Origin of the sequence: Comamonas koreensis, from assembly GCF_014076495.1 — a bacterium.
Lineage (GTDB): Bacteria > Pseudomonadota > Gammaproteobacteria > Burkholderiales > Burkholderiaceae_C > Comamonas > Comamonas squillarum.
This window is the reverse complement of the sequence record NZ_CP043575.1, coordinates 3,574,513-3,598,270: the sequence shown is the minus strand read 5'-3', so window position 1 is coordinate 3,598,270 and position 23,758 is coordinate 3,574,513. Positions and strand designations below refer to the sequence as shown.

Here is a 23,758-nt window from a genome sequence, read left to right as displayed (position 1 = left end):
TCCATTCCAAGGCGGCAACGTAGGCATACAGAATGGATGCATATAGGCCTAGTGGAAAGTCCTCATAATCAAAACACTGCTTGTGCTGCAAGCAGTGTTTTTTGCTATCCAAAGGACCTATGGTGAGCTCTCTCTCGCAATCCCCACAACCGCCGATTACCTTGCTGGTGTTCAACCCCATGGCCGAGCCGCTGCTCGACCAGATCCGCGCGCATGCTGACGTGGTGTATGCACCCACCCCCGAGCTGCGCGCCAGCGCGGTGGCCTCGCACGGCGCCCAGGCACAGGCCGTGTTGACCATTGGCTCGATTGGCCTCACGGCCGAGGAAATCGCCCAGATGCCGCAGCTGCGCCTGGCCTGCACCTTGGGTGCCGGCTATGAAGGCTTGGCGCTCGATGCACTGCGCGCACGCGGCATTGTGCTGGCGACCGGGGCGGGCACCAACGACACCAGCGTGGCCGACCACAGCTTTGGCCTGATTCTGGCGTCGATGCGCAACTTCCGCACCCTGGACCAGCAGGCCCGCGCCGGTGTCGACCGCTACAGCCTGGCCCATCCGCCCAGCGTGTCGGGCAAGAAGCTGGGCATTCTGGGCCTGGGCCATATCGGCCTGAAGATTGCCAGGCGTGCTGAAGGCTTTGACATGCCGGTGGGCTACCACAACCGCCAGCCCAAGGCAGGGGTGGGCCACCGCTATTTCGATTCGCTGCATGCGCTGGCCAGCTGGGCCGACATCCTGGTCTGCGCCACGCCGGGCGGACCGGGCACCAAGCACCTGGTCAATGCAGAGATTCTGCAGGCGCTGGGCCCCCAGGGTTACCTGATCAATATCGCGCGGGGCTCGGTGGTCGATACGCTGGCGCTGGCGGCCGCCTTGAAGGACGGCACCATTGCCGGTGCCGGCATTGATGTCTATGAGAGTGAGCCGCATCGCCCCGAGCCGCTGATCGACCTGCCCAACATCCTCATCACGCCCCATGTGGCGGGCTGGTCGCCAGAGGCCACCCAGGCGAGCCTGACGCAGTTCATCGGCAACCTGACGGGTGTGTTCTCGGGCAAGGGCGCCGTCGCGCCCGTGAATCTGGGCGCTTAAGGCTCGGCAGAAAAAACACCCATGCGGTCACCGGCCTGGGTGTGCCGCGCCTTATTTGGCGGTGATGCCCAGCGCCTGCTTGAACTGGAAGGGGTAGGGCGTCTTCTGCCAGGCCAGCACCTCCTCGCCCAGCAGGTAGGCCGATTGCGGAAACTGCTCGGCCCAGCCGGGGGCTACCTTGAGCGACCACTTTTCGGTCTTGTCGCGCAGGCAGATCTGGTCGAGCGCCGGGTCGCGGCGCGCATGGCACAGCAGGGTCGCGAGGCGCAGGCACAGCAGCTCCAGCGCAAAATCGCGGTCCTGCAAGAAGGCATCGACCTTGCGCAGCTTCCCTCTCTGCGCCAGCACCAGGGCTGCCAGGTGGGACAGCTCGGTTTGCGTAAAGCCGGGCACATCGCTGTGGCCCAGCACATAGGCGCCGTGGTGGTGGTGGTCGGTGTGGGAGATGAGGCAGCCGATCTCATGGAGCTGGCTGGCCCAGTCGAGCATCGGCGACTGCAGCTCGGCCGGCGCGGTCGAACCCGCATAGCGGCGTGCCTGCTCGTACAAGGTGGCGGCAGTGCGCTGCACGCGGCCCGCTTGGGTGCGATCGACCTGGTAGCGCTCCTTGAGCGCGGCGATAGTGCGGTGGCGGATATCGCTGAACTCCTCGTGCTGCACCATGTCGCGCAGCAGGCCCTGGCGCAGCGCGCCGCTGGCAATGCGCAGCTCCCCGATCTGCAGCAGATCAAACACCGCGCAAAGCACGGTCACGCCGCCGCCAATCACCGCCCGGCGCTCTTCCTTGAGGCCTTCGAGCCGCAGCTCGCTGGCATTGCCGGCGGCCAGCAATTGGTCGCAGAGCCAGTGCAGTTGCTCGCGCGTGACCACGTCGGGCTGGCCGCCGTGCAGCGCCAGCACATCGGCAATCGCGTTGGCCGTGCCCGAGGTGCCATAGGCGCAGTCCCAGCTGCCGGGCACAAAATGGTGGGCTGCTTCTTCCATCACCGCCTGGGCGGCGATCTGCGCGGTTTTCAGCGCCGATTTGCTGAACTCACCCTGGGGGAAATAGCGCAGCGACCAGGCCACGCTGCCCACGGGGAAGGAGGCCACGCGCTGCGAGCTGTAGCGCTGGCCCAGGATCAGCTCGGTGGAGCGGCCGCCGATATCGACCACCAGGCGGCGCTCGTCCGATGGGGGCAGCGAGTGGGCCGCGCCCTGGTAGATCAGGCGCGCTTCTTCCGGCCCGGAGATGATGCTGATCGGGTAACCCAGAATCTGGTTGGCGCGCTGGATGAAGACATCGCTGTTGCGCGCTTCGCGCAAGGTCTGGGTGGCTACGGCGCGCACATGGGCGGCAGGAAAGCCCTGCAGGCGCTCGGCAAAGCGCGCCAGGCAATCCCAGCCGCGCTGCATGGCCTCGGCCGTCAGCAGGCCTTGCTCATCGAGACCGGCGCCCTGGCGGACCATCTCCTTGAAATATTGCACGCGTTCAATATGGCCCGCGGCATAGCGGCCAACTTCCAGGCGGAAACTATTGGATCCCAGATCCACCGCGGCAAGCAAGGTGCCATCAAGCATAAGTGTCGTCATCTATCGGTTCTGCAGTCTAGGCAGGCAGCATAGCACCTGAGCACCCTGTGCAAAGCTCCCTGCCGTGGGCTGTGCGCGGTCTTAGACTGTCCGCGTTCTTCCGCTTGGCGAGGGCTTTGCACAGGATCCCTCGTCTCCTGTGTACGTCCGCTATACAGCGGCATGCTGACAAAACTTAAAAGTAAGTCTTTCCCGTGAATCTAATATGACAATCTTATGCGCTGTTGTTGTGTGACATCGATCCCCTTCAGAGGCAAATGGGGTGAAAAATGTCATGCCAGTGTCATATACATTTTTTACAGTTCACTCCATTGCGTTTCATCACCAACAGGAGTTTTCATGAAAGTGTCCGCGATTCGAGTGCTGGTTGCTGGTCTGGTTGCCGCCGGTGCGTTTGCCCAGGTGCAGGCCGAAGAGGCTACGGGTGCCGGTGCAAGCTTCCCAGCTCCACTGTATTCCAAGTGGGCTGCCGACTACAACAAGGCCACTGGCGTCAAGATCAACTACCAATCGGTGGGTTCGAGCGCCGGCATCAAGCAAATCGATGCCAAGACCGTGGACTTCGGTGCCTCCGACATGCCTTTGAAGGATGAAGAGCTGGCACAAAAGGGTCTGGTGCAGTTCCCCACCGTGATCGGCGGCATTGTGCCCGTGGTCAACATCAAGGGCATCACCCCCGGTCAACTCAAGCTCAACGGCCAAGTGCTGGGCGACATCTACCTGGGCAAGATCACCAAGTGGAATGACCCAGCGATCACCAAGCTGAACCCCGGCGTGGCGCTGCCAGATGCCACCATCGCTCCGGTGCGCCGCGCTGACGGCTCGGGCACGACCTTCGGCTTCACCAACTACCTCTCCAAGGTCAATACCGAGTGGAAGGAAAAAGTGGGTGAGGGCGCTGCCGTGAACTGGCCTACCGGTGCCGGTGGCAAGGGCAACGAAGGCGTGGCCGCCTATGTGGGCCGCCTGCCCAACTCCATCGGCTACGTGGAATACGCCTACGTCAAGCAAAACAAGATGGTCTTCGCCCAGCTGCAAAACGCCGATGGCAACTTTGTCAGCCCGGAAAGCGCCAACTTCAAGGCCGCTGCTGCCGGTGCCGACTGGAACAAGAGCTTCTACCAGATCCTGAACAACCAGCCTGGCAAGGATGCATGGCCTATCACCTCGGCCACCTTCATCCTGATGCGCAAGCTGCAGGAAAAGCCAGCCCAGGGCACCACCTCGCTGAAGTTCTTCGAGTGGGCTTACACCTCTGGTGATGGCACTGCTGACGGCCTGGACTATGTGCCCATGCCAGCCAGCGTCAAGGACATCATCTACAAGTCCTGGGGCGAGATCAAGGACGGCAGCGGCAAGGCTGTGTTCGCCAAGTAAGTCGAAAATGATGGGTCGCTCGGGTAGCGGCCCTTTTCCACACTGAATGGAATCAAACGTGTCGACATCCTTTCCTGTTCAAAACAAAACGGTTGCCGCCGGCAAAGCGCAGATGCAATCCAGCCAACCGCCAACGCGCAAGCCTTGGCTCTCCAACTCCGTCGCTGACGGCTTTTTTGCGTTCCTCGCCCGTGGCGCTGCGGTGCTGACGCTGGCCCTGCTGTTGGCCATCATGGGCTCGCTGATCGTCGGCGCCTGGCCTGCCATCCGTGAATACGGCATCGGATTTTTCTTCAACAGCGAATGGGATCCCGTCCAGAACCGCTACGGCGGTCTGGTGATGATCTATGGCACCTTGGCCACCTCGTTCATCGCGATGCTGATCGCCGTGCCCGTGAGCTTTGGCATTGCGCTGTTCCTCACCGAACTCTCCCCCGTCTGGCTCAAGCGCCCGCTGGGTACCGCCGTGGAACTGCTCGCTGCCGTGCCTTCCATCGTCTACGGTATGTGGGGCTTGATGGTGTTTGGCCCCTTGCTGGCCACCTATGTGCAGCAGCCGCTGCAGACCCTGTTCCAAGGCGTTCCTTATATGGAAGCCTTCTTCTCCGGCCCACCCGTGGGTATCGGTATTTTCTCGGCCGGCGTGATCCTGGCCATCATGGTCATCCCCTTCATCGCATCGGTGATGCGTGATGTGTTCGAAGTCACCCCCGCTCTTCTCAAGGAATCGGCGTACGGCCTGGGCTCGACCACCTGGGAAGTGATGTGGAAAGTCGTGCTGCCCTACACCAAGACCGGCGTGTTCGGTGGCGTGATGCTGGGCCTGGGCCGCGCACTGGGCGAGACCATGGCCGTCACCTTCGTGATCGGTAACATGAACCAGCTCAACTCGCTGTCCATCTTTGAAGCAGCCAACAGCATCACCTCGGCGCTGGCCAATGAGTTCGCAGAAGCCGGCGAAGGTCTGCACCAGGCATCGCTGATCTACCTGGGTCTGGCCTTGTTTTTCATCACGTTCATCGTCCTGGCCTGCTCCAAATTTATGCTGAGCCGCCTGCAAAAGAATGAAGGAGCCCGTTCATGACCACCGGAGAAAGCTTGATCCAGGCATCCGATCTGGCCAGCCAGCGCGCTGCCAAGTACCGAGCACGCAACCGCGTCAACCAGGTCGCGATTGCCCTGTCCCTCGCAGCCATGGCCTTTGGCGTGTTCTGGCTGATCTGGATTCTGTGGGAAACCCTGCGCCTGGGCGTGGGCGGTCTGAGTGTGGCCCTGGTCACCCAGATGACCCCGGCTCCCAATGAAATTGGCGGTATCGCCAACGCCATCTGGGGCTCGCTGGTGATGGTGACCCTGGCCACCTTCGTGGGCACGCCCATCGGTGTGATGGCCGGTATCTACCTGGCCGAGTACAACAAGACCGGCTGGCTCGCATCGGTGACCCGCTTTGTCAACGACATTCTGCTGTCGGCTCCGTCGATCGTGATCGGTCTGTTCGTCTACTCGATGATCGTGATCCGCTTCAAGAGCTTCTCGGGCTATGCCGGTGTGGTTGCGCTGGCGCTGATCGTGATTCCGGTGGTCATCCGTACCACCGAGAACATGCTGATCCTGGTGCCTTCGAGCCTGCGTGAAGCGGCCTACGCACTGGGCACGCCCAAGTGGAAGGTGATCAGCATGGTGACCTTGCGTGCCGCCCGTGCCGGTGTCATCACCGGTGTGCTGCTGGCCGTGGCCCGTATCGCTGGCGAAACCGCTCCGCTGCTGTTCACCGCACTGAACAACCAGTTCTGGAACACCGACTTGTCCAAGCCGATGGCGAGCCTGCCGGTCACCATCTTCAAGTTTGCGATGAGCCCTTATGAAAACTGGCAGCAACTGGCCTGGGCAGGTGTCTTCCTGATCACGCTGGCCGTGCTGGGTCTGAACATTCTTGCGCGCAGCATGGCGCGCCAAAAATAAGTATTCACAGGTGAACCCTATGTTGACAAAAACCAATGCGGCTAACGCCAGTGCACTGAACTCCAAGATCTCGGTGCGCGACCTGAACTTCTACTACGGCAAGTTCCACGCGCTCAAGAACATCAACCTGGAAATACCGGAAAACAAGGTCACGGCCTTCATCGGTCCCTCGGGCTGCGGCAAGTCCACCTTGCTGCGCACCTTCAACCGCATGTACGAGCTCTATCCCGAGCAGCGCGCCGAAGGCCATATTGTTCTGGATGGTGAAAACCTGCTGACCAGCAAGCAGGATGTGGCCCTGATCCGCGCCAAGGTTGGCATGGTCTTCCAAAAGCCCACGCCGTTCCCGATGTCCATCTACGACAACATCGCCTTTGGTGTGAAGCTGTTCGAGGACCTGAGCAAGAGCGACATGGAAGAGCGCGTGGAATGGGCGCTGCGCAAGGCCGCGCTGTGGACCGAAGTCAAGGACAAGCTGGGCCAAAGCGGCTCGGGCCTGTCCGGTGGTCAGCAGCAGCGCCTGTGCATTGCCCGCGGTATCGCGATCAAGCCCGAAGTGCTGCTGCTCGACGAGCCTTGCTCGGCGCTGGACCCCATCTCCACGGCCAAGATCGAAGAGCTGATCGCTGAGCTGAAAGACGACTACACCGTGGTGATCGTGACCCACAACATGCAGCAGGCCGCGCGCTGCAGCGATTTCACCGCCTACATGTACCTGGGCAGCCTGATGGAGTTCGGTGCCACTGAGCAGATGTTCTTCAAGCCCCAGCGCAAAGAGACCGAAGACTACATTACCGGTCGTTTCGGCTAAGCCCGCGCGGTCACGCCCTCCACTACAACGAAAAGAGCCTGATATGACGGAAAAACATCTCTCATCACAGTTCGACAGCGAACTCAACAGCATCTCCTCCCGGGTGATGGAGTTGGGCGGCCTGGTCGAATCCCAGATCCAGCAGGCCATCTACGCGCTGTCGCAGTTCAGCACCGAGGCCGTCGCCAGGGTCGAAGAGCAGGAAAAGCGCGTCAACCAGCTGGAAGTGGACATCGACTACGAACTCTCGACCATCATTGCGCGCCGCCAGCCCACGGCCCGTGATCTGCGCCTGCTGATCGCGTTCTCCAAGGCCACGGCCAATCTGGAGCGCATGGGTGACGAGGCGCACAAGATGGCCCGCATGGTCGGCTCCATCATCGACAGCGGCGCCGCCCGCTCGCTGCCCACGTCGGACCTGCGTGTGGCTGCCGAGCTCGCCTCGGGCCTGCTGCGCAAGACCTTGGACGCCTTTGCCCGCCTGGACACCACGGCGGCCGTGTCGATCCTCAAGGAAGACGACCTGATCGATGCCGAGTTCGACGGTTTTGTGCGCAAGCTCATCACCTACATGATGGAAGATCCGCGCAAGATCTCCCCGAGCCTGGACCTGCTGTTCCTGGCCAAGGCGATCGAGCGCATCGGTGACCACTCGAAAAACGTTGCCGAGCTCATCATTTACCTGGTCAAGGGTATCGATGTGCGCCACACCACCATGCAAGAAATCGAATCGAGTGTTTTGTAGAGTCTGAGTTATGAAAAAACTGCCACGCGTACTCATTGTCGAAGACGAGCCCGCGATTGCCGAGCTGATCGCGGTAAACCTGCGACACAACGGCTGCCTGCCGATCTGGGCAGAGGATGGTGATGCCGCACAGCGCGAATTGGACGCGGTGCTGCCCGATGTGATCTTGCTGGACTGGATGCTGCCGGGCCAAAGCGGCCTGTCGCTTGCGCGCAAATGGCGTGCGGATGCCCGCGTCAAGGGCATTCCCATCATCATGCTGACCGCCCGCGGCGACGAGCCTGACAAGATCGCCGGGCTCGATGCCGGTGCCGATGACTACATCACCAAGCCTTTTTCCACGCAGGAATTGCTGGCCCGCATCCGTGCGGTGCTGCGCCGGCGCATTCCCGAGCAGGTCAACGACAGTGTGACGATTGGTGAGCTGGTGCTGGACGCGGCCACGCACCGTGTCACGTTCCAGGGTGAGCTGCTCAAGCTCGGCCCCACCGAGTTCAAGCTGCTGCACTTTTTGATGAAGCATGCCGAGCGTGTGCACTCGCGCTCGCAGCTGCTCGACAAGGTCTGGGGCGACCATGTGTTCATCGAGGAGCGCACCGTGGACGTCCATGTCAAGCGTCTGCGCGAGGCCTTGGGCGCTGCCAATGTGATGGTGGAGACCGTACGTGGGGCCGGCTACCGCATCACCGGCCAGCCCCAGGCGCTGCAGCGCGCTTAGCTTGCAGCCTGCCTGTGATGCGGGGATACTTCCGCATTCGGGCAGCTTGCTCTTTTTTGTAGGCTGCGCTGGTCGCAGCTTTTTTTGTTTTTGAGCGTTAGGCCTGCATGCTGTTTCGCATTGTCAGTTTTTTGTTTTTTCAGGCCCTGGGCGCGGCCCTGGGCTGGTGGCTGGGGCAGTTGCCCGGCGCACTGTTGGCGGCCATCTTAGGCGCCTGGTGCTGGTTTGTGGTGGATGTGTGGCGCGGCAACAAGGTGGTGGGCTGGCTGCGGCATGGCGACGCGGACAGCGCCCCGCAGCTGATGGGCATGTGGGGCGAGGCGGCCGACCGGGCGCGGCGCCTGGTGCGCCAGCTGCAAAAGAACGAGGCGCAGTCCGATGACCGGCTGCACCAGGTGCTGACGGCCATCCAGGCCTCGCCCAATGGCGTGGTGCTGCTCGACGAGCACAGCCATATCGAGTGGTGCAACCAGACCGCGTGCGACCACTTCGGCTTCAACCTCGAGCGCGACCATATGCAGGTCATCACCAACCTGGTGCGCGCGCCGGAGTTCATCGGCTATTTCAACGCCAACAACTTCAGCAAGGATGTGGTGATGGTCAGCCCGGTAATGCGCGCGGCCAGCCCGATGCGCATGTCGGTGCAGATGTTCCCCTATGGCGGCAACCGCAAGCTGCTGCTCTCGCGCGATGTCACCTCGCTGGAGCTGGCCGATGCGATGCGGCGCGACTTTGTGGCCAACGTCTCGCACGAGATCCGCACGCCGCTGACGGTGCTGACCGGCTTCATTGAAACGCTGCAGACCCTGCCGCTGAGCGCAGAGGAGCGCACCCAGTACTTGGCGCTGATGTCCAACCAGGCCCACCGCATGCAGGGGCTGGTGGTCGATCTGCTGACCTTGTCGCGCCTGGAGGGCAACCCGCCGCCCAGCCTCAACGAATGGGTCAGTGTGGGCAGCCTGCTCAAGCGCTGCGAAGAAGATGCGCATGGCCTGGCACGCATGATCGCCAAGGATGGCGACAAGCCCTTGCAGCTGTTCTTTCCGCAAGAAGATGCCGATGCCGGCCACTACGAGCTCGCCGGTGCCGGCAATGAGCTGCAAAGCGCGCTGTCCAACCTGGTCAACAACGCCGTGCGCTACACGCCGGCGGGCGGCGAAATCCGTGTGCAGTTCACGCGCCAGCCCGATGGCTCGGGGCGGGTCAGTGTGACCGACACCGGCCCGGGCATTGCGCCCGAGCATATCCCGCGCCTGACCGAACGTTTCTACCGCCTCGACCGCAGCCGCTCGCGCGATACCGGCGGCACGGGCCTGGGCCTGGCTATCGTCAAGCATGTGCTGCAGCGCCACGGCGCGCAGCTGCAGATTCGCAGCACGATCGGCAAGGGGTCGGAGTTCAGCGTGGTGTTTCCACCATCGCGCGTGCGCAAGCAGCTGACCGAGGAGCTCGTTTAGGCGCTTTGCCGCACCGCGTTTTTGGTGACGCGCTGCAGCAAGACCAAAAAGCAGGCCGCTGCCAGTACCAGCGCATAGGCCGCACACATCCAAAAAGCGATGGGGGAGTCCATCGCCGGGCGGCCGGCGATGCCGTGGTAGGCCAGCTGAAATCCACCCCACAGGCCCACGCCCCAGAGCAGGCTGCAGTACACCAGCAAGGGCATCACGGTGATGCGGTAGCTGCGCAGCACAAAGATGGACACGGTCTGGCTGGCATCGGCCAGGTGGTAGAGGCTGACCCAGCCCAGCAGGCCCAGCGCGATGGCCGCGACCTCGGGCGTTGCGGTGTAGATGGGCACAATCCAGCCCTTGGCGAGCCAGACCAGCAGCGCCAGTGTGGTGGCCAAGCCCATCGCGGCAAACAGGCCCAGAAACACCACCTGGCGCGCCCGCGCCTCATCGCCCGCACCCCGCCAATAGCTGGCGCGCGCGCTGGTCGCAATGGCGAGTGACAGCGGCACCATGTACATCAGCGCCGTGACATTGGCCGCAATCTGGTGCGCGGCCGACGAAGCCGTGCCCATGCGTGCCACGTAGAGCGCCATCAGCGTGAACGAGGTGATCTCGACCAGGATCGACAGGCTGGCCGGCACGCCCAGCTGCGCAAACTGCGCCAAGGTGGGCCAGTGCGGGCGCTCCAGTGGGCGCCAGATATCGGCAGGCGCATAGACGGACTGGCTGCGCAGCAGCCACCAGCCCAGGCCGCAGAGCAGGAAATTGACCAAGAACGTGGCCCAGGCGCAGCCCAGCACGCCCATCGGTGCCAGGCCCAGGCCGCCAAAGGTGAACCAGATGGACAGCGGCAGCTTGACGAGCAGGGACATGGCCTGCAGCCAGGTGACCATCTTGGGTTTGCCCAGCGACTGGCTCAAGGTGCTGAAAATGCGGAACAGCAGCGCGGCAGGCAGGCTCCAGCCGATGATGGCCAGGTAGCTTTTGACCAGCGACTGCAACTCCTGCGGCACCTCGGTCCAGCGCAGGATGGGCGCGGGATTGAACAGCACGGCCCAGCCCAGCAAGGTGGCGGCCAGGCAGATGTAGAGAGACTGGCGCAGCGATGCGCCAATGTCGCCGTGGCGGCGCGCGCCGTGCATCTCCGACCAGATCGGCATCAGTGCCTGCAAAAGGCCCATCAAAGAGACATAGACCGTCACAAAGATGGCCGAGCCCACCGACAGCGCGGCCAAAGACGCCTCGGCATGGCGGCCGGCAACGATGGTGTCGACCACGCCAAAGCCCATCACGGCGATCTGGCCGACAAACACCGTGCCCGCATGTTTGGCCAGCACCCGCATATCGCGGCCTGCCAGCAGGCGCGTCAACATCTCCCGCATACGCGCCTTCAACCCGGTTGACGACGGTAGATGACGATCTCCGCGTTCTTGTCGGTCGGGCGGGCAACGGCCGCCAGCCGCGTCCACTCAGGGCCCAGCACCTCGTTGCTCGGGGTGCGCTGTGATTCGAGCGGCATGGCCAGCCAGTTGCACGATGCGCTGGTGGGGTCGGTCAAGGTCTTGAGCTGCCAGCCGCCCTGGGCCTGCATGGCCACAATCTGCGAGCGGCTCAGGCCCCAGGCGGCCACGCAGCCGGCCGATGCGGGGGCGGGAAGCACCTTGCCCAGCGCCTGCACCTGGGCGGTGTAGCTGCGGCCATAGTCCAGCATCGGCATCCAGATGCTCATCAGCAAGATCCAGCTGAGCACGGTGCCGCCCGCAGGCAGCACCAGGCTGCGCCAGATCTCGGGCCGGTTGCGGCGCGCGCGCCAGAAGGCCAGTGCGCACCAGGCCAAGGTCGCCAGCACGGCAATGACAAACTGCGGCAGCGAGAACTGCGCGACAAAATCAGGGGCAATGCGGGCCACATTGGCCGCTGGCTTGGCTGGGGTGCCGGTGTAGACCGCCAGCCAGATCACCCAGATGGTGATGGCCGCAGCGCTGAAAAAAAGCAGGGTGAACCAGTCGATCAGCGCCGCCATGGCGCGGCGGAAGGTGGGCAGCGCAAAAGCGGCCAACGCGGCAAACGCGGGCAGGCCCAGCAGCAACGCGCGATCGGACGGGGTGGTGATGACGGTGTTGACCAGCGCCAAGGCGCCCAGCAGGATGGGCAGCCACAGATGGCGGTGCACAAAGCGCCAGTCGGCCACCTGGCGGCGCCAGATCCACAGCGACCACAGCGCCAGCGGCCAGGCCGGCCACACATACCAGACCACCAGCTCAAACAGCGGGCGCAACTGGCGGAAATGCTCGGCCGGCAGGATGCGCCATTGCCACTGGTGCAGGTAGACGGCTAGCAGCAAGGCGGCCACGCCCAAAATGGCAAAGACGCCTGCGGCCTGCAGGCTGCGCGCGCGCAGCTTGGCATCGACGGGGGTGAGCGCCAGGATCAAGGCCACGCCCAGACCCAGGCAGACCGCATAGGTGGGCGCGCCGCTCAGCGCCAGCATCACCAAGCCTACCGCGCCTATGCACAGCGGCGTGCCAAAGCGGATGGGAATACAGGCAGCCGCATAGAACACAAAGCACACGCCCGACAGCTGCACCACGTAGCTGCTGGCCTCGTGCGAGGGCTGGGCCAGGCCCAGGCAGGCAATCAGCGCCAGCAGGCCACCATCGGCCATCGCGCGCGCATAGTCAATCTCGTTGGCTTCGCCGCCAAAGGCAAAGGCCACGGGGCCCGCTCCAGGGCTGCGCGCCAGGTAGTACACGGCATACCAGGTGGCCATCAAGGCCAGCCAGAGCAGGGCGGCAAATGGCAGGCGGCTGGCCAGCTCAGGCGAGATGAAGTCGCCAAAGGCCTGGATGGCCCAGGCGCCCAGCCAGTAGGGGATCAGACCCTCGGTGTCCGGGCTCAGGCCCAGAATCTCCGGCGCCAGCCAGGGGGTCCGGCCTTCTGCCAGCGCCAAGGCGTAGCCATAGCTGGTGATGTCCAAGGTCTTCCAGGGTGCGCGGGCGATAAAGCCGGGCACCACATAGGCCAGGCACAGCAGCAGCAGGAGTGCACGCGGCAGAGGGCGTACAGCGGCTTGGGAGACGATGGCTGGGGTCGGAAAATTCACACGGGCTTACCAAAGGGAGCAAGGCTCAGCAGCTTATCAGGCCCTGCACCAGAAATGTAGGAGAACCGCGCATTGTCTGCGGGTCCGCCAAGCGGGTCAATAAAAAAAGGCAGTACGGTGTCGCACTGCCTTTGGATTGCACAGACAAAAAGGGCGCCAGGCCTTGCGGCCCGCAGCCCTTTTGCCAAGCAAATTACTTCTTGCCGAAACGGTTGCGGAAACGCTCCACACGGCCGCCCATGTTGTCCACCGACTTTTGGGTGCCGGTGTAGAAAGGGTGCGACTCAGACGAGGTATCCAGCTTGAACAGCGGGTATTCCTTGCCTTCGAAGGTGTCGGTTTCCTTGGTGTTCACGCACGAGCGGGTCACAAACTTGAAGCCGTTGGACAGGTCCACGAACAACACTTCGCGGTAGTCTGGGTGAATGCCTTCTTTCATGATTCTTCCTTAGGTCAAGTGCGGGAGCCGTGCCAAGCCGGATGCAACCTTTGCATCCCAGTAAACTGGGCGTACTTTCCGCAATAAAAGCCCTCCATTATTGCATAGGATGGGTTTGTTTTCAGCAAAACCTGGGGTTTCAGTCGGCTGATGTCCATTTGCGGGATACGCGACGCCATGGCAAAGTCTTGATGGGAAGGCCTTTAGCCCGGCTTGCGCCCCGCATGCAGCCAGACGGGCGCCATCGGGAAATCCAGCCGTCCCAGCGCCTGGGCCTCCTGGCCTGGTGTGATCGAGCCTGCCCGTGCAACCGGGCCGTGGTGTGACCTGGACGGTAGCGGGCACGCACAGGCCAGCGCAGGCATGAAAAAACCCTCCGTGTTGAGCGGAGGGTTGGCAGGCCGGTGGGCGCAGGGCGGGGTTTAGCCGCCGCGGCGCATCATGTCGAAGAACTCGACATTGCTCTTGGTCTGCTTCATGTTCTTGATCATCAGTTCCATGGACTCGATCTCGTCCATGTTGTACATGAACTGGCGCAGGATGCGGGTCTTTTGCAGGATCTCGGGAGCGAGCAGCATCTCTTCGCGGCGCGTGCCGCTCTTGTTGAGCTCGATGGCCGGGAAGACGCGCTTTTCATACAGACGGCGGCTCAGGTGCAGCTCGCTGTTGCCCGTGCCCTTGAATTCTTCAAAGATCACTTCGTCCATGCGGCTGCCGGTGTCGACCAGTGCGGTGGCGATGATGGTGAGCGAGCCACCTTCTTCGACATTGCGGGCCGCGCCAAAGAAGCGCTTGGGGCGCTGCAGCGCATTGGCGTCCACACCACCGGAGAGCACCTTGCCCGACGAAGGCACCACGTTGTTGTAGGCGCGGGCCAGGCGGGTGATGGAGTCGAGCATGATGACGACATCCTGGCCCATTTCCACCAGGCGCTTGGCGCGCTCGATGACCATCTCGGCCACGTGCACGTGGCGGGCGGCGGGCTCGTCAAAGGTCGATGCAATGATCTCGCCCTTGACCGAGCGCTGCATTTCCGTCACTTCTTCCGGACGCTCGTCGATCAGCAGCACCATCATGTGCACATCGGGGTAGTTGGCGGTGATGGCGTGTGCAATGCTTTGCATCATCATCGTCTTGCCGCTCTTGGGGGCCGCGACGATCAGTGCGCGCTGGCCACGGCCAATCGGCGCGATGATGTCGATCAGGCGGCCGGTGATGTTTTCCTCGGCCTTGATGTCGCGCTCCAGACGCATCTGTTCCTTGGGGAACAGCGGCGTCAGATTCTCGAACATCATCTTGTGCTTGTTTTGCTCGGGAGGCAGGCCGTTGACCTTGTCGAGCTTGGTCAAGGCAAAGTAACGCTCGCCATCCTTGGGGGTGCGCACTTCGCCTTCGATCATGTCGCCGGTGTGCAGATTGAAGCGGCGCACCTGGCTGGGGGAGATGTAGATATCGTCGGTGCTGGCGGTAAAGCTGGTGTCGAGGCTTCGCAGAAAGCCAAATCCGTCGGGCAGGATTTCCAGAACGCCATCGGCAAAAACCTGTTCACCGGCCTTGGCTCGCTTCTTGATGATCGCAAACATCAACTCCTGTTTGCGCATGCGGCCAGTATTTTCAATTTCAAGCTCTTCTGCCAGCTTGAGGACTTCAGACACATGCAGTGCCTTGAGCTCATTTAAGTGCATGGATAGACTCCAGAACGGAGTAACTGTTAGAGGTAGGGGGGATGCAGAGCCGGTGCAATAAGCGGGAGACCGCGAAGCCGGAGACCATGCTTGATCTATTCTTGGTCGGAATACGATCGGTGATCTAAATGTCGATTATAGACAGGTTGCTGCAGGATCATCCTGCCTGAATTATCAACTATATGTATCAGGCGGGACAGAGAGCGGCTAGGATTTTTGATTTTTTTATAAAAATACAGAAAAATCAAATGCTTGAAAAATGCAAAAAGCACGGCCAAAACCGTGCTTTGTAGGCGATGGCCGCCAGATCTGGCCAGCCATGCCGGGATGCAGACGCGCTGGCTGCGCATCCAGCGGTTCGATTTAGGCCAGTTGCTCGTCCAGGAAGGCCGTCAATTGGGCCTTGTTCAGTGCGCCCACCTTGGTGGCAGCCAGTTCGCCGTTCTTGAACAGCATCAGCGTGGGGATGCCACGGATGCCGAACTTGGCCGAGATGGCGCGGTTTTCATCGACATTGACCTTGGCGATCTGCAGCTTGTCCTTGTAGCTGACCGACACTTCTTCCAGCACGGGAGCGATCTGCTTGCAAGGGCCGCACCATTCGGCCCAGAAGTCCACCAGAACATTGGTGTTGGGTTGCAGAACATCGCCTTCAAAGCTGGCTTCGTTGGTGTGCTTGATCAGGGATTCCGACATGGCAGGTTCCTCGTTAAATTTTGGGTTTTTTGGCGCCAGGGGTTGCGCCATGGACAAAAGTTGAGGCCATTGTGACAGAAAGCAAGGCCGGGTGCAGGCAGCGCGCGCCGCATCTGACGCGTTGTGGGGGCGCCAGATGTCAAGCACAATGCACTCTCAGAGGGACGAGAGGGTCCAGGCATGCACAGCTGCTATGCCGGAGTTTGAAACTATCAATCGCTGCTGCCGCTTGCAAGCGACGGCGGCAAGAGGAGAGGCCATTGGCACTGCTGAACAGGGACAGCGCGTCTGTCTATGACACACCACCGCACGGCGACTTTGTGCGCTATGTGGACCAGCTCATCGCCCGGCAGAACTCCGGTGCCGCCCATACGATGGGTAGCATGCAGCGCCCGGCGCGGCCAGGCCACGGCCAGGCGCCATTGCCATCGGCTGCATCCAGCCACGCGAGCAGCAACCCGATCGCCGACCAGGCCCAGGAGCTGCTCGACCGCATCCGCCAGATGGACCAGACGCGCAAGGGCAGGCGCCAGGGCGCGGCGCAGACGCTGACCACCACAACGCGCAGCAGTTCAGGCGCATCTACCACATCGATTTTTACCTCTGCCGGCAGTGGTACGGCCAGCAAGAAGTCGTTCAGCGGCTTCAAGCTCATCGGGGTGCTGATTGCCGCGATCCTGGGCATCATGTTTCCGCCGCTGGGCATCGTGATGCTGATTGCGGCCTTCAAAAAGGGCTGGTCCCAGAAAGACTAAGCGGCATCCCAGGGCCCGCCAGAATGCGGTCACGGTCTGGGGCGGCGGGTTGCTTGGCGGCTGTGGCTGCAAATCCTTGCATTTGTATGCATACGGTAAATGGCTGTAGGCCGGTGCACCAACTGCGCTGGCGGGCGTTGTGTATATGCTAGCCTTCGCTGCATTGATAGCTGAACCACCACCATGATTGTTGACCTGAAGATTCTCGACCCCCGCATGCAAGCGCAGCTGCCCCAGTACGCCACCCCTGGTAGCGCCGGCCTGGACTTGCGCGCCTGCCTCGATGCCCCCCTGACCCTGGAGCCCAACGCCTGGCAACTGGTGCCCACCGGCCTGGCCATCCATCTGCGCGACCCTGGTTACGCGGCGATGATCCTGCCGCGATCGGGCCTGGGCCACAAGCATGGCATCGTGCTGGGCAACCTGGTTGGCCTGATCGACAGCGACTACCAAGGCCAGCTGATGGTCAGCGCCTGGAATCGCAGCAGCCAGCCCTTTGTGCTGGAGCCGATGGAGCGCCTCGCGCAAATGGTGATCGTGCCCGTGGTGCAGGCGAGCTTTCAGGTAGTGGAAGATTTTGGCGATGTGTCCGAGCGTGGCGCCGGGGGCTATGGCTCCACCGGCACCAAATAGGCCGCCCCACCGTATTGAGACTGGCAGGGCCACGATGGCCTTGACCGCAACGTCATTTTTGTGATCTGAAAGGAGAGCGCAATGTCCCCATCGAATTCAAGCTCGCGCAGCTTGCTGCAACGCGCCAGCAAGCTGGGCCTGGCCCTGGCGGCCACCTCGGTGCTCGCCGCCTGCGTCCAGGCACCGCCCCGTTATGACAACCGCTACCCGCAAGGCCCGGCGCCCCAGCAACAGGGCAGCTACCCGCAGCAGGGCGGCTATCCGCAGCAAGCGCCTTACGGCATGGAATATGGCACCGTAGGCAATATTGAAGAGCTGCGCTCGCAGTCGCGCAGCACCTCCGGCGTAGGCGCCATCTTGGGTGCCGTGGTTGGCGGCGTGCTGGGCAACCAGGTGGGCGGCGGCTTTGGCCGCATGGCCGCCACCGCAGCGGGTGTGGCCGGTGGTGCAGCGGCCGGCAATGCGCTGGAGCAGTCGTCGAGCAGCGGCCGCAGCACCGTCAGCGGCTACCGCATCCATATCAACTTGCAAAACGGCGGCCAGCGCATTTTTGATGTGCCCAACCCCGGCGATCTGCGCCCGGGCGACCGCGTGCAGATCAACCAGGGCCAGATCTCGCGCTATTGATCGGCGCAGCGCCTGCCAGGCTTGGGTGAACCCCGATGGGCAGGCGGCTGGCGCTGGGACACAATGGCGCCGCGTGTCTCAAAAAGCGTGTACACCGCAACGGTGTGCACGCTTTTTTTGCGTGATCTTCCCTCCCGATAGTTGACCCCACCAAGGTGCCACCATGTTCCAGAAGACAACCAACACTCTTGCCGCCATGGCCGTCAGTGCGACGGCGCTTGCGGCCCTGTCGCTGCCTGCCCAGGCGGGCCCCCGGCTCGATGCCATCATGCAGGCCAAGGTGCTGCGCGTAGGCACCCCGGGCGACTACCGCCCCTTTGCGATGAAGGCCGATGGCAAATACGCCGGCCATGACATCGAGGTGGTCGAGGCCATGGCCAAGGAGCTGGGGGTCAAGGTCGAATATGTGGACACCAGCTGGCCCAAGCTGATGCAGGACCTGCAGGACAACAAGTTCGATGTGGCCGTGGGCGGCATCACGCGCAATGTGGCGCGCCTGAGCAAGGTGCAGATGCTGCCGGGCTACGCGCCGTTTGGCAAGGTGGCCCTGGTGCGTGCGGCTGACAAGGACAAATTCACCACGCCCGAAAGCCTGAACCAGGCCAGCGTGCGCGTGATCAAGAACCCTGGCGGCACCAACGAAGCCTATGTGCTGCAGAACCTGAAGAACGCCCAGGTCAGCACGCATGACAAGAACGCCGAGATTCCGGGCCTGATCGCCGAGGGCAAGGGCGATGCGATGATCACCGAGACCTATGAGGCGCTGCACTACAGCAAGGCCGACCCGCGCCTCTACGCCGCCTACCTGGACAAGCCGCTGACCCCCGTCAACCAACTGGGCTTTATGCTACCGGTGGACGATGCCGACTACCAGCGCGTGATGCAGTTCACCTGGGATGTGCTGGCACTGCGCGGCGTGCTGCAGCAAGAGGCGCAGAAGTGGCTGAAGTAATCAGCTAGGTGACCTCCACGCTAGCCGACAAGGCACCATAGGGCAGGGCCTGGCCGCTGTTGGTATGAAACCGAGTGGGCCAAGGCCCACTGATTCTTTGGCGGTAGGGTTGGGCCTATTCCAGCGGCTCGTCTTCGGGCGTGCACTGGCGCTTCAAGCTCTGCGCCTCATAGTCCAGCGTCTGCTTCATCGCGCCGCCCAGCAGTGCTGCATCGATGTGCAGATGAAAGTTGTCACCGGTATTGGTTTGCTTGGCCTGGGCGGTCAGCATCTTGCCGCAGGTCACCGTCCAGCTCTTGTTGTTCTTGACCAAGAGCTTGCTGTCCTTGATGCGGCACTGGCTGAAATGCTTGGACAGGATCAGATCGGGATAGAGAAAGCCGTCCTTGTCCACCAGTTCCGGGCCGATGCAGCGGTCCTTGGTACGCGGGGCCTTGGCGGGTTTGTTACCGATGGCCGATTTGGTCTCGGTCACGGAAAAAGCGCCCGGCTGGGCGGCTTGGGCGGACAGGGCGGCCAGCAGCGCGGCACAGAGGCCGGCGCTGGCGATCCAGGTCAATGTTGTGTTCATGCTTGAACTCCTGAGCGGCGGCCCATCCACACGGGGCCGTGATCGCTTGGTTATAGCAGGCGCGCATGCGGCCTGCTGTAAAGCTGTGCGAAGCAAGGGTAACGTTGCGCATCCCTACCGCGCAGCGTTAGGCAATAGCCAGGGGCCGTGTTGGGCAGCGATTTGCAGCGATCGGCAGCGCGCCGCTCACTCGTCCTGCTTCAGTCCCTGCATCACCACGGCGGCAATCTCCTCGATGGACTTGTGCGTGGTCGACAGCCACTGGATGCCGGCGCGGCGCATCATCGACTCGGCCTCGGCCACTTCCATGCGGCAGTTTTGCAGGCTGGCGTAGCGTGAGTCGGGGCGGCGCTCATTGCGGATCTGGGACAGGCGCTCGGGTGCAATGGTCAGGCCAAAGATCTTCTTTTTATAGGGCAGCAGGGCCGGGGGCAGCTGCTGGCGGTCAAAATCCTCGGGGATCAGCGGGTAGTTGGCGACCTTGAGGCCAAACTGCATTGCCAGGTACAGGCTGGTCGGGGTCTTGCCGCTGCGGCTGACCCCGACCAAAATCACATCGGCACCGGCCAGGTCATGGTTGGTTTGGCCATCATCGTGCGCCAGGCTGAAATTGATCGCCTCCATGCGGTCGAAATATTCCTTGCTCTCGCTGATGTCGGTAAAGCGGCCGATGCGGTGGTGCGACTTGGCGCCCAGCTCGTCTTCGAGCGGCTGCACAAAGGTGGCAAACATGTCCATCACCAGGCCCTTGCAGTGCTCATGCACTACTTTGACGGTCTCCGGTTCGACCAAGGTGGTGAACACAATGGGCTTTTTGCCCTCTTTCTCGGCTGTGTGGTTGATCTGGTGCACGGCCTGGTGGGCCTTGTCGACCGTGTCCACAAAGGGCAGACGCACCGCACGGGTGGTGATGTCGAACTGCTTCATGATGGCGCGGCCAAAGGTCTCGGCTGTCACGCCGGTGCCATCAGAGATAAAGAAAATGGTGCGTTGGTGCATGGTGGTACATCGGCGGTAACGGGCGAATTCTGGCGCAGGCTGCGCACAGCTGCGTGCGGGGTTTGTCATTGTTGACCACGGTGTTCAGCAAGTCGCAAGCAAAATGGCAGCAGCACGCCTACAATGACGCCCATTATTCACATTTCCCGCATGTACTCCGGCCTACCAGTACAAATACAAAGCCAGATGTCCGAGCCCGCAGCGGCCCGGCAGGAGTCTATGCGTGCGTGCCATTGCCCCCACTGCGGCCATGGGCGCCCGAGCCAGTTTTTAACTTCCGGAGCTTCACCATGTCCAACCTCTACAGCGCGACCGCCCTGGTCGTACCGTTTGAGAACCTGAGAATGACCGACGTCGAGGTCGTAGGCGGCAAGAACGCCTCGCTCGGCGAAATGATCTCGCAATTGCCGCAAGGCGTGCGCGTGCCGACCGGCTTTGCCACGACGGCCCATGCGTTTCGCGAGTTCCTGGCCCACGAAGGCCTGGCTGACAAGATCAGCGCCAAGCTCGCGGCGCTGGATGTGGACGATGTGCGCGCGCTGGCTCAGGTCGGCGCCGAGATCCGTGCCATGGTCGAGGCCCAGCCTTTCCCGCTCGATTTGCAACAAGCCATTGCCGAGGCCTTTGTAACCTTGCAAGCGGGCAATACCGAGGCCTCCTTTGCCGTGCGCTCGTCGGCCACCGCAGAAGACCTGCCCGACGCTTCGTTCGCTGGCCAGCAAGAAACCTTCCTGAACGTGGTGGGCATCGACGATGTGCTGCACAAGATGAAGGAGGTGTTTGCCTCGCTCTACAACGACCGCGCCATTTCCTACCGCGTGCACAAGGGCTTTGCCCACGACGTGGTGGCGCTGTCGGCCGGTGTGCAGCGCATGGTGCGCTCGGATAAAGGCGCTGCTGGCGTGATGTTCACCATCGACACCGAGTCGGGCTTTGACCAGGTGGTCTTCATCACCTCCAGCTACGGCCTGGGCGAGACCGTGGTGCAAGGCGCCGTGAACCCGGACGAGTTCTATGTGCACAAGCCCATGCTCGAAGCGGGCAAGCAGGCCCTGATCCGCCGCAACCTGGGCTCCAAGCTGGTGCAGATGGTATTTGCCACGCCCGAAGAAAAGGCGGCATCGGGCAAGCTGGTGGCCACCACCGATGTGAGCCCCGAGCTGCGCAACCGCTATTCGCTCACCGATGCCGAAGTGCAAGAGCTGGCGCAGTACGCGCTGGTGATCGAGAAGCACTATGGCCGCCCGATGGATATCGAGTGGGGCAAGGACGGCACCGACGGCAAGCTCTACATCCTGCAGGCACGCCCTGAGACGGTGAAGAGCCAGTCCAAGGGCCAGGCCGAGCAGCGCTACAAGCTCAAGGGCAGCGGCACCGTGCTGGCCGAAGGGCGCGCGATTGGCCAGAAGATCGGCACCGGCCGCGTGCGCCTGGTCTCCGACATCTCGCAGATGGACCAGGTTGAAGCCGGCGATGTGCTGGTGACCGACATGACCGACCCGAATTGGGAGCCGGTGATGAAAAAGGCCGCGGCCATCGTCACCAACCGCGGTGGCCGTACCTGCCACGCCGCGATCATTGCGCGCGAGCTGGGCATCCCTGCCGTCGTGGGCTGCGGCAATGCCACCGAGCTACTCAAGAACGGCACCCTGGTGACGGTGAGCTGCGCAGAAGGCGACACCGGCCGCATCTATGACGGTCTGCTGGAAACCGAGATCACCGAGGTCAAGCGCGGCGAGATGCCACCCATCAAGACCAAGATCATGATGAACGTGGGCAACCCCCAGCTGGCCTTTGATTTTGCCCAACTGCCCAACGATGGCGTGGGTCTGGCACGTCTGGAATTCATCATCAACAACAACATCGGCGTGCACCCCAAGGCCATCCTGGACTACCCCGCCGTCGATGCCGATCTGAAGAAGGCCGTCGAATCCGTCGCCCGGGGCCATGCCTCGCCGCGCGCTTTCTACGTCGACAAGATCACCGAAGGTGTGGCCACGATTGCGGCGGCTTTCTACCCCAAGCCCGTCATCGTGCGCATGTCGGACTTCAAGTCCAACGAGTACCGCAAGCTGATCGGCGGCAGCCGCTACGAGCCCGATGAAGAAAACCCGATGCTGGGCTTCCGGGGTGCGGCGCGCTACATCTCCAAGGATTTTGGCGAAGCCTTCAAGATGGAGTGCGAAGCGCTCAAGCGCGTGCGTAACGACATGGGCCTGACCAATGTCAAGATCATGATCCCCTTCGTGCGCACCCTGGACCAGGCCAAGCGCGTGACCGAGCTGCTGGCGGCCAATGGCTTGAAGCGCGGCGAGAACGGCCTGGAAGTCATCATGATGTGCGAAGTGCCCTCGAACGCCATCCTGGCCGATGAGTTCCTGGAGTACTTCGATGGCTTCTCGATCGGCTCGAACGACCTGACCCAGCTGACGCTGGGCCTGGACCGTGACTCCGGTCTGGAGCTGCTGGCTGCCGACTTTGACGAGCGCGACCCTGCCGTCAAGAAGATGCTCGAATGCGCCATCACGGCCTGCCTGGCCCAGAACAAGTACGTCGGTATCTGCGGCCAGGGCCCTTCGGACCATCCGGACTTTGCGCAGTGGCTGGCGGACAAGGGCATTGCCTCGATCTCGCTGAACCCCGACAGTGTGATCGACACCTGGCAGCGCCTGGCCGCCAAGTAAGCGGCATTGCCCTGCCGCCACTCCGGTGGCAGACGCCCCAAGGCACAAAAGCGGAAAAGCCAGTCAGAACATCTGACTGGCTTTTTTACGTTCTAGGACGGTTGCCGCCGGGCGGGCCGGCAGCGGTTCATGCGCTCAGCTTGGCAGCAAGTGCAGCAACCTTGGCGCCCTGGGCAAAGGCCAGTTCCAGCTCGGGGGCGGAGGGCTGGCGCGAGCCATCGGCACCGGCCAGGGTGGCTGCGCCGTAGGGCGAGCCGCCCTTGGCCTGCGACAGGTCAAACTGCGAAGGCAGGCCAAAACCGGCGGGCACGATCACCATGCCGTGGTGGGCCAGGGTGTTCCAGAACGAGGTCACGGTGGTTTCCTGGCCGCCCAAGGTGCCCGTCGACGTGAACACGCTGCCGACCTTGCCCGACAGCGCGCCCTTGGCCCACAGGCCCCCAGTCTGGTCGAGGAAGCTGCGCATCTGGCCGCTCATATTGCCAAAACGGGTGGGGGTGCCAAAGATGATGGCGTCGTACTCGGCGAGCTCGGCTGGCGTGGCCACAGCGGCTGCCTGGTCCACCTTGCCGCCAGCGGCCTGGAAAGCCTCTTGCGGCATGGTCTCGGGTACGCGCTTGATGACCACCTCGGTGCCGGCGACACTGCGTGCGCCTTCGGCGATCTTGCCGGCCATGGTCTCGATGTGACCGTACATGGAATGGTAGAGAACCAGAACTTTAGCCATGGTGAATATTTCCTTTGTCGATGAAGAGGGACCGCTACAGCGGTGGGAGCGTCTCCAGAACCGGTATGCGATCCGTTCTTGGCGCCTGGATCTACTGTAGGGCGTCTGCGCCTGTTTGGGGTGCCCCGGGTTTGAACGCAGCGTTGCATGGATTTGA

General features: G+C 62.4%; 22 protein-coding genes. 13 read left to right on the top strand and 9 right to left on the bottom strand.

All coding sequences use genetic code 11. The annotated features are described in order from the left end of the window. Positions 1-122 precede the first annotated feature (122 nt). A complete protein-coding gene (locus F0Q04_RS16370) occupies positions 123-1,094 on the top strand; it encodes a 2-hydroxyacid dehydrogenase (RefSeq protein WP_409935161.1) in 972 nt (323 codons plus the stop codon). Positions 1,095-1,145: 51 nt separating this feature from the next. Here the strand turns inward: F0Q04_RS16370 and F0Q04_RS16365 are convergent, their stop codons facing one another. Further along, the gene (locus F0Q04_RS16365; RefSeq protein WP_313900087.1) at positions 1,146-2,666 is read right to left on the bottom strand and encodes a Ppx/GppA phosphatase family protein; all 1,521 of its coding nucleotides are present in this window, start codon (positions 2,664-2,666) and stop codon (positions 1,146-1,148) included. 339 nt (positions 2,667-3,005) lie between these two features. Here F0Q04_RS16365 and pstS point away from each other — a divergent pair, with 339 nt between their 5' ends. From pstS to phoR, 7 genes are all read left to right on the top strand, one after another. After that, positions 3,006-4,043, top strand: coding sequence for a phosphate ABC transporter substrate-binding protein PstS (gene pstS, locus F0Q04_RS16360; protein ID WP_182342164.1), 1,038 nt, complete (start codon positions 3,006-3,008; stop codon positions 4,041-4,043). Between the two features lie 112 nt (positions 4,044-4,155). Beyond that, positions 4,156-5,127: a phosphate ABC transporter permease subunit PstC gene (gene pstC / locus F0Q04_RS16355; RefSeq protein ID WP_232539370.1), complete on the top strand. Its 972-nt coding sequence runs from the start codon at positions 4,156-4,158 to the stop codon at positions 5,125-5,127. Then, positions 5,124-6,005, top strand: coding sequence for a phosphate ABC transporter permease PstA (gene pstA, locus F0Q04_RS16350; protein WP_182342158.1), 882 nt, complete (start codon positions 5,124-5,126; stop codon positions 6,003-6,005). The genes pstC and pstA overlap by 4 nt, the downstream gene beginning before the upstream one ends. A gap of 19 nt (positions 6,006-6,024) precedes the next feature. Beyond that, on the top strand, positions 6,025-6,816 hold the full coding sequence (gene pstB, locus F0Q04_RS16345) for a phosphate ABC transporter ATP-binding protein PstB (protein ID WP_182342155.1): 792 nt from the start codon (positions 6,025-6,027) through the stop codon (positions 6,814-6,816). Between the two features lie 43 nt (positions 6,817-6,859). After that, positions 6,860-7,561 carry a phosphate signaling complex protein PhoU gene (gene phoU / locus F0Q04_RS16340; RefSeq protein ID WP_116924178.1) on the top strand — a complete coding sequence of 234 codons (702 nt, stop codon included), beginning with the start codon at positions 6,860-6,862 and terminating at the stop codon, positions 7,559-7,561. A gap of 10 nt (positions 7,562-7,571) precedes the next feature. Continuing rightward, complete coding sequence (gene phoB, locus F0Q04_RS16335) at positions 7,572-8,279, top strand: phosphate regulon transcriptional regulator PhoB (RefSeq protein WP_021026591.1); 708 nt, start codon at positions 7,572-7,574, stop codon at positions 8,277-8,279. A gap of 107 nt (positions 8,280-8,386) precedes the next feature. Further along, positions 8,387-9,736, top strand: coding sequence for a phosphate regulon sensor histidine kinase PhoR (gene phoR, locus F0Q04_RS16330; RefSeq protein WP_182342152.1), 1,350 nt, complete (start codon positions 8,387-8,389; stop codon positions 9,734-9,736). Here the strand turns inward: phoR and F0Q04_RS16325 are convergent. The 5 genes from F0Q04_RS16325 to trxA all read right to left on the bottom strand — a co-directional run bounded on the left by F0Q04_RS16325 (position 9,733) and on the right by trxA (position 15,653). Then, a complete protein-coding gene (locus F0Q04_RS16325; protein WP_116924176.1) occupies positions 9,733-11,103 on the bottom strand; it encodes an MATE family efflux transporter in 1,371 nt (456 codons plus the stop codon). The genes phoR and F0Q04_RS16325 overlap by 4 nt on opposite strands. A 17-nt stretch (positions 11,104-11,120) precedes the next feature. Then, positions 11,121-12,833: a hypothetical protein gene (locus F0Q04_RS16320; protein ID WP_116924175.1), complete on the bottom strand. Its 1,713-nt coding sequence runs from the start codon at positions 12,831-12,833 to the stop codon at positions 11,121-11,123. A 193-nt stretch (positions 12,834-13,026) separates the two neighbouring features. Continuing rightward, positions 13,027-13,272, bottom strand: a complete 246-nt coding sequence (locus F0Q04_RS16315) for a type B 50S ribosomal protein L31 (RefSeq protein ID WP_116924174.1) — start codon at positions 13,270-13,272, stop codon at positions 13,027-13,029. Between the two features lie 422 nt (positions 13,273-13,694). After that, positions 13,695-14,957, bottom strand: a complete 1,263-nt coding sequence (gene rho / locus F0Q04_RS16310; RefSeq protein WP_021026598.1) for a transcription termination factor Rho — start codon at positions 14,955-14,957, stop codon at positions 13,695-13,697. 363 nt (positions 14,958-15,320) lie between these two features. Then, the gene (gene trxA / locus F0Q04_RS16305; RefSeq protein WP_027010832.1) at positions 15,321-15,653 is read right to left on the bottom strand and encodes a thioredoxin TrxA; all 333 of its coding nucleotides are present in this window, start codon (positions 15,651-15,653) and stop codon (positions 15,321-15,323) included. Positions 15,654-15,913: 260 nt separating this feature from the next. Here trxA and F0Q04_RS16300 point away from each other — a divergent pair, with 260 nt between their 5' ends. The 4 genes from F0Q04_RS16300 (at position 15,914) to F0Q04_RS16285 (ending at position 18,620) form a co-directional block, all read left to right on the top strand. Then, positions 15,914-16,408, top strand: a complete 495-nt coding sequence (locus F0Q04_RS16300) for a hypothetical protein (RefSeq protein ID WP_116924173.1) — start codon at positions 15,914-15,916, stop codon at positions 16,406-16,408. Between the two features lie 183 nt (positions 16,409-16,591). Continuing rightward, positions 16,592-17,041 (top strand): dUTP diphosphatase, encoded by a 450-nt coding sequence (dut, locus tag F0Q04_RS16295; RefSeq protein WP_182342149.1) that lies wholly within the window; start codon positions 16,592-16,594, stop codon positions 17,039-17,041. Positions 17,042-17,122: 81 nt separating this feature from the next. After that, positions 17,123-17,668, top strand: a complete 546-nt coding sequence (locus tag F0Q04_RS16290; protein ID WP_116924171.1) for a glycine zipper 2TM domain-containing protein — start codon at positions 17,123-17,125, stop codon at positions 17,666-17,668. A gap of 163 nt (positions 17,669-17,831) precedes the next feature. Next, positions 17,832-18,620: a transporter substrate-binding domain-containing protein gene (locus F0Q04_RS16285; RefSeq protein ID WP_116924170.1), complete on the top strand. Its 789-nt coding sequence runs from the start codon at positions 17,832-17,834 to the stop codon at positions 18,618-18,620. A gap of 115 nt (positions 18,621-18,735) precedes the next feature. On the opposite strand, the gene F0Q04_RS16280 is transcribed toward F0Q04_RS16285, so the two are convergent. Further along, positions 18,736-19,191, bottom strand: a complete 456-nt coding sequence (locus F0Q04_RS16280; RefSeq protein ID WP_182342146.1) for a hypothetical protein — start codon at positions 19,189-19,191, stop codon at positions 18,736-18,738. Positions 19,192-19,377: 186 nt separating this feature from the next. Next, the gene (gene ppsR, locus F0Q04_RS16275) at positions 19,378-20,190 is read right to left on the bottom strand and encodes a pyruvate, water dikinase regulatory protein (RefSeq protein WP_116924168.1); all 813 of its coding nucleotides are present in this window, start codon (positions 20,188-20,190) and stop codon (positions 19,378-19,380) included. Between the two features lie 290 nt (positions 20,191-20,480). Here ppsR and ppsA point away from each other — a divergent pair, with 290 nt between their 5' ends. Then, positions 20,481-22,874 carry a phosphoenolpyruvate synthase gene (gene ppsA, locus F0Q04_RS16270; protein ID WP_182342143.1) on the top strand — a complete coding sequence of 798 codons (2,394 nt, stop codon included), beginning with the start codon at positions 20,481-20,483 and terminating at the stop codon, positions 22,872-22,874. A 127-nt stretch (positions 22,875-23,001) separates the two neighbouring features. Here ppsA and wrbA read toward each other — a convergent pair whose 3' ends face one another. After that, entirely contained in the window at positions 23,002-23,601 is a 600-nt protein-coding gene (gene wrbA / locus F0Q04_RS16265) for an NAD(P)H:quinone oxidoreductase (protein ID WP_116924166.1), read from the bottom strand. Positions 23,602-23,758 lie beyond the last annotated feature (157 nt).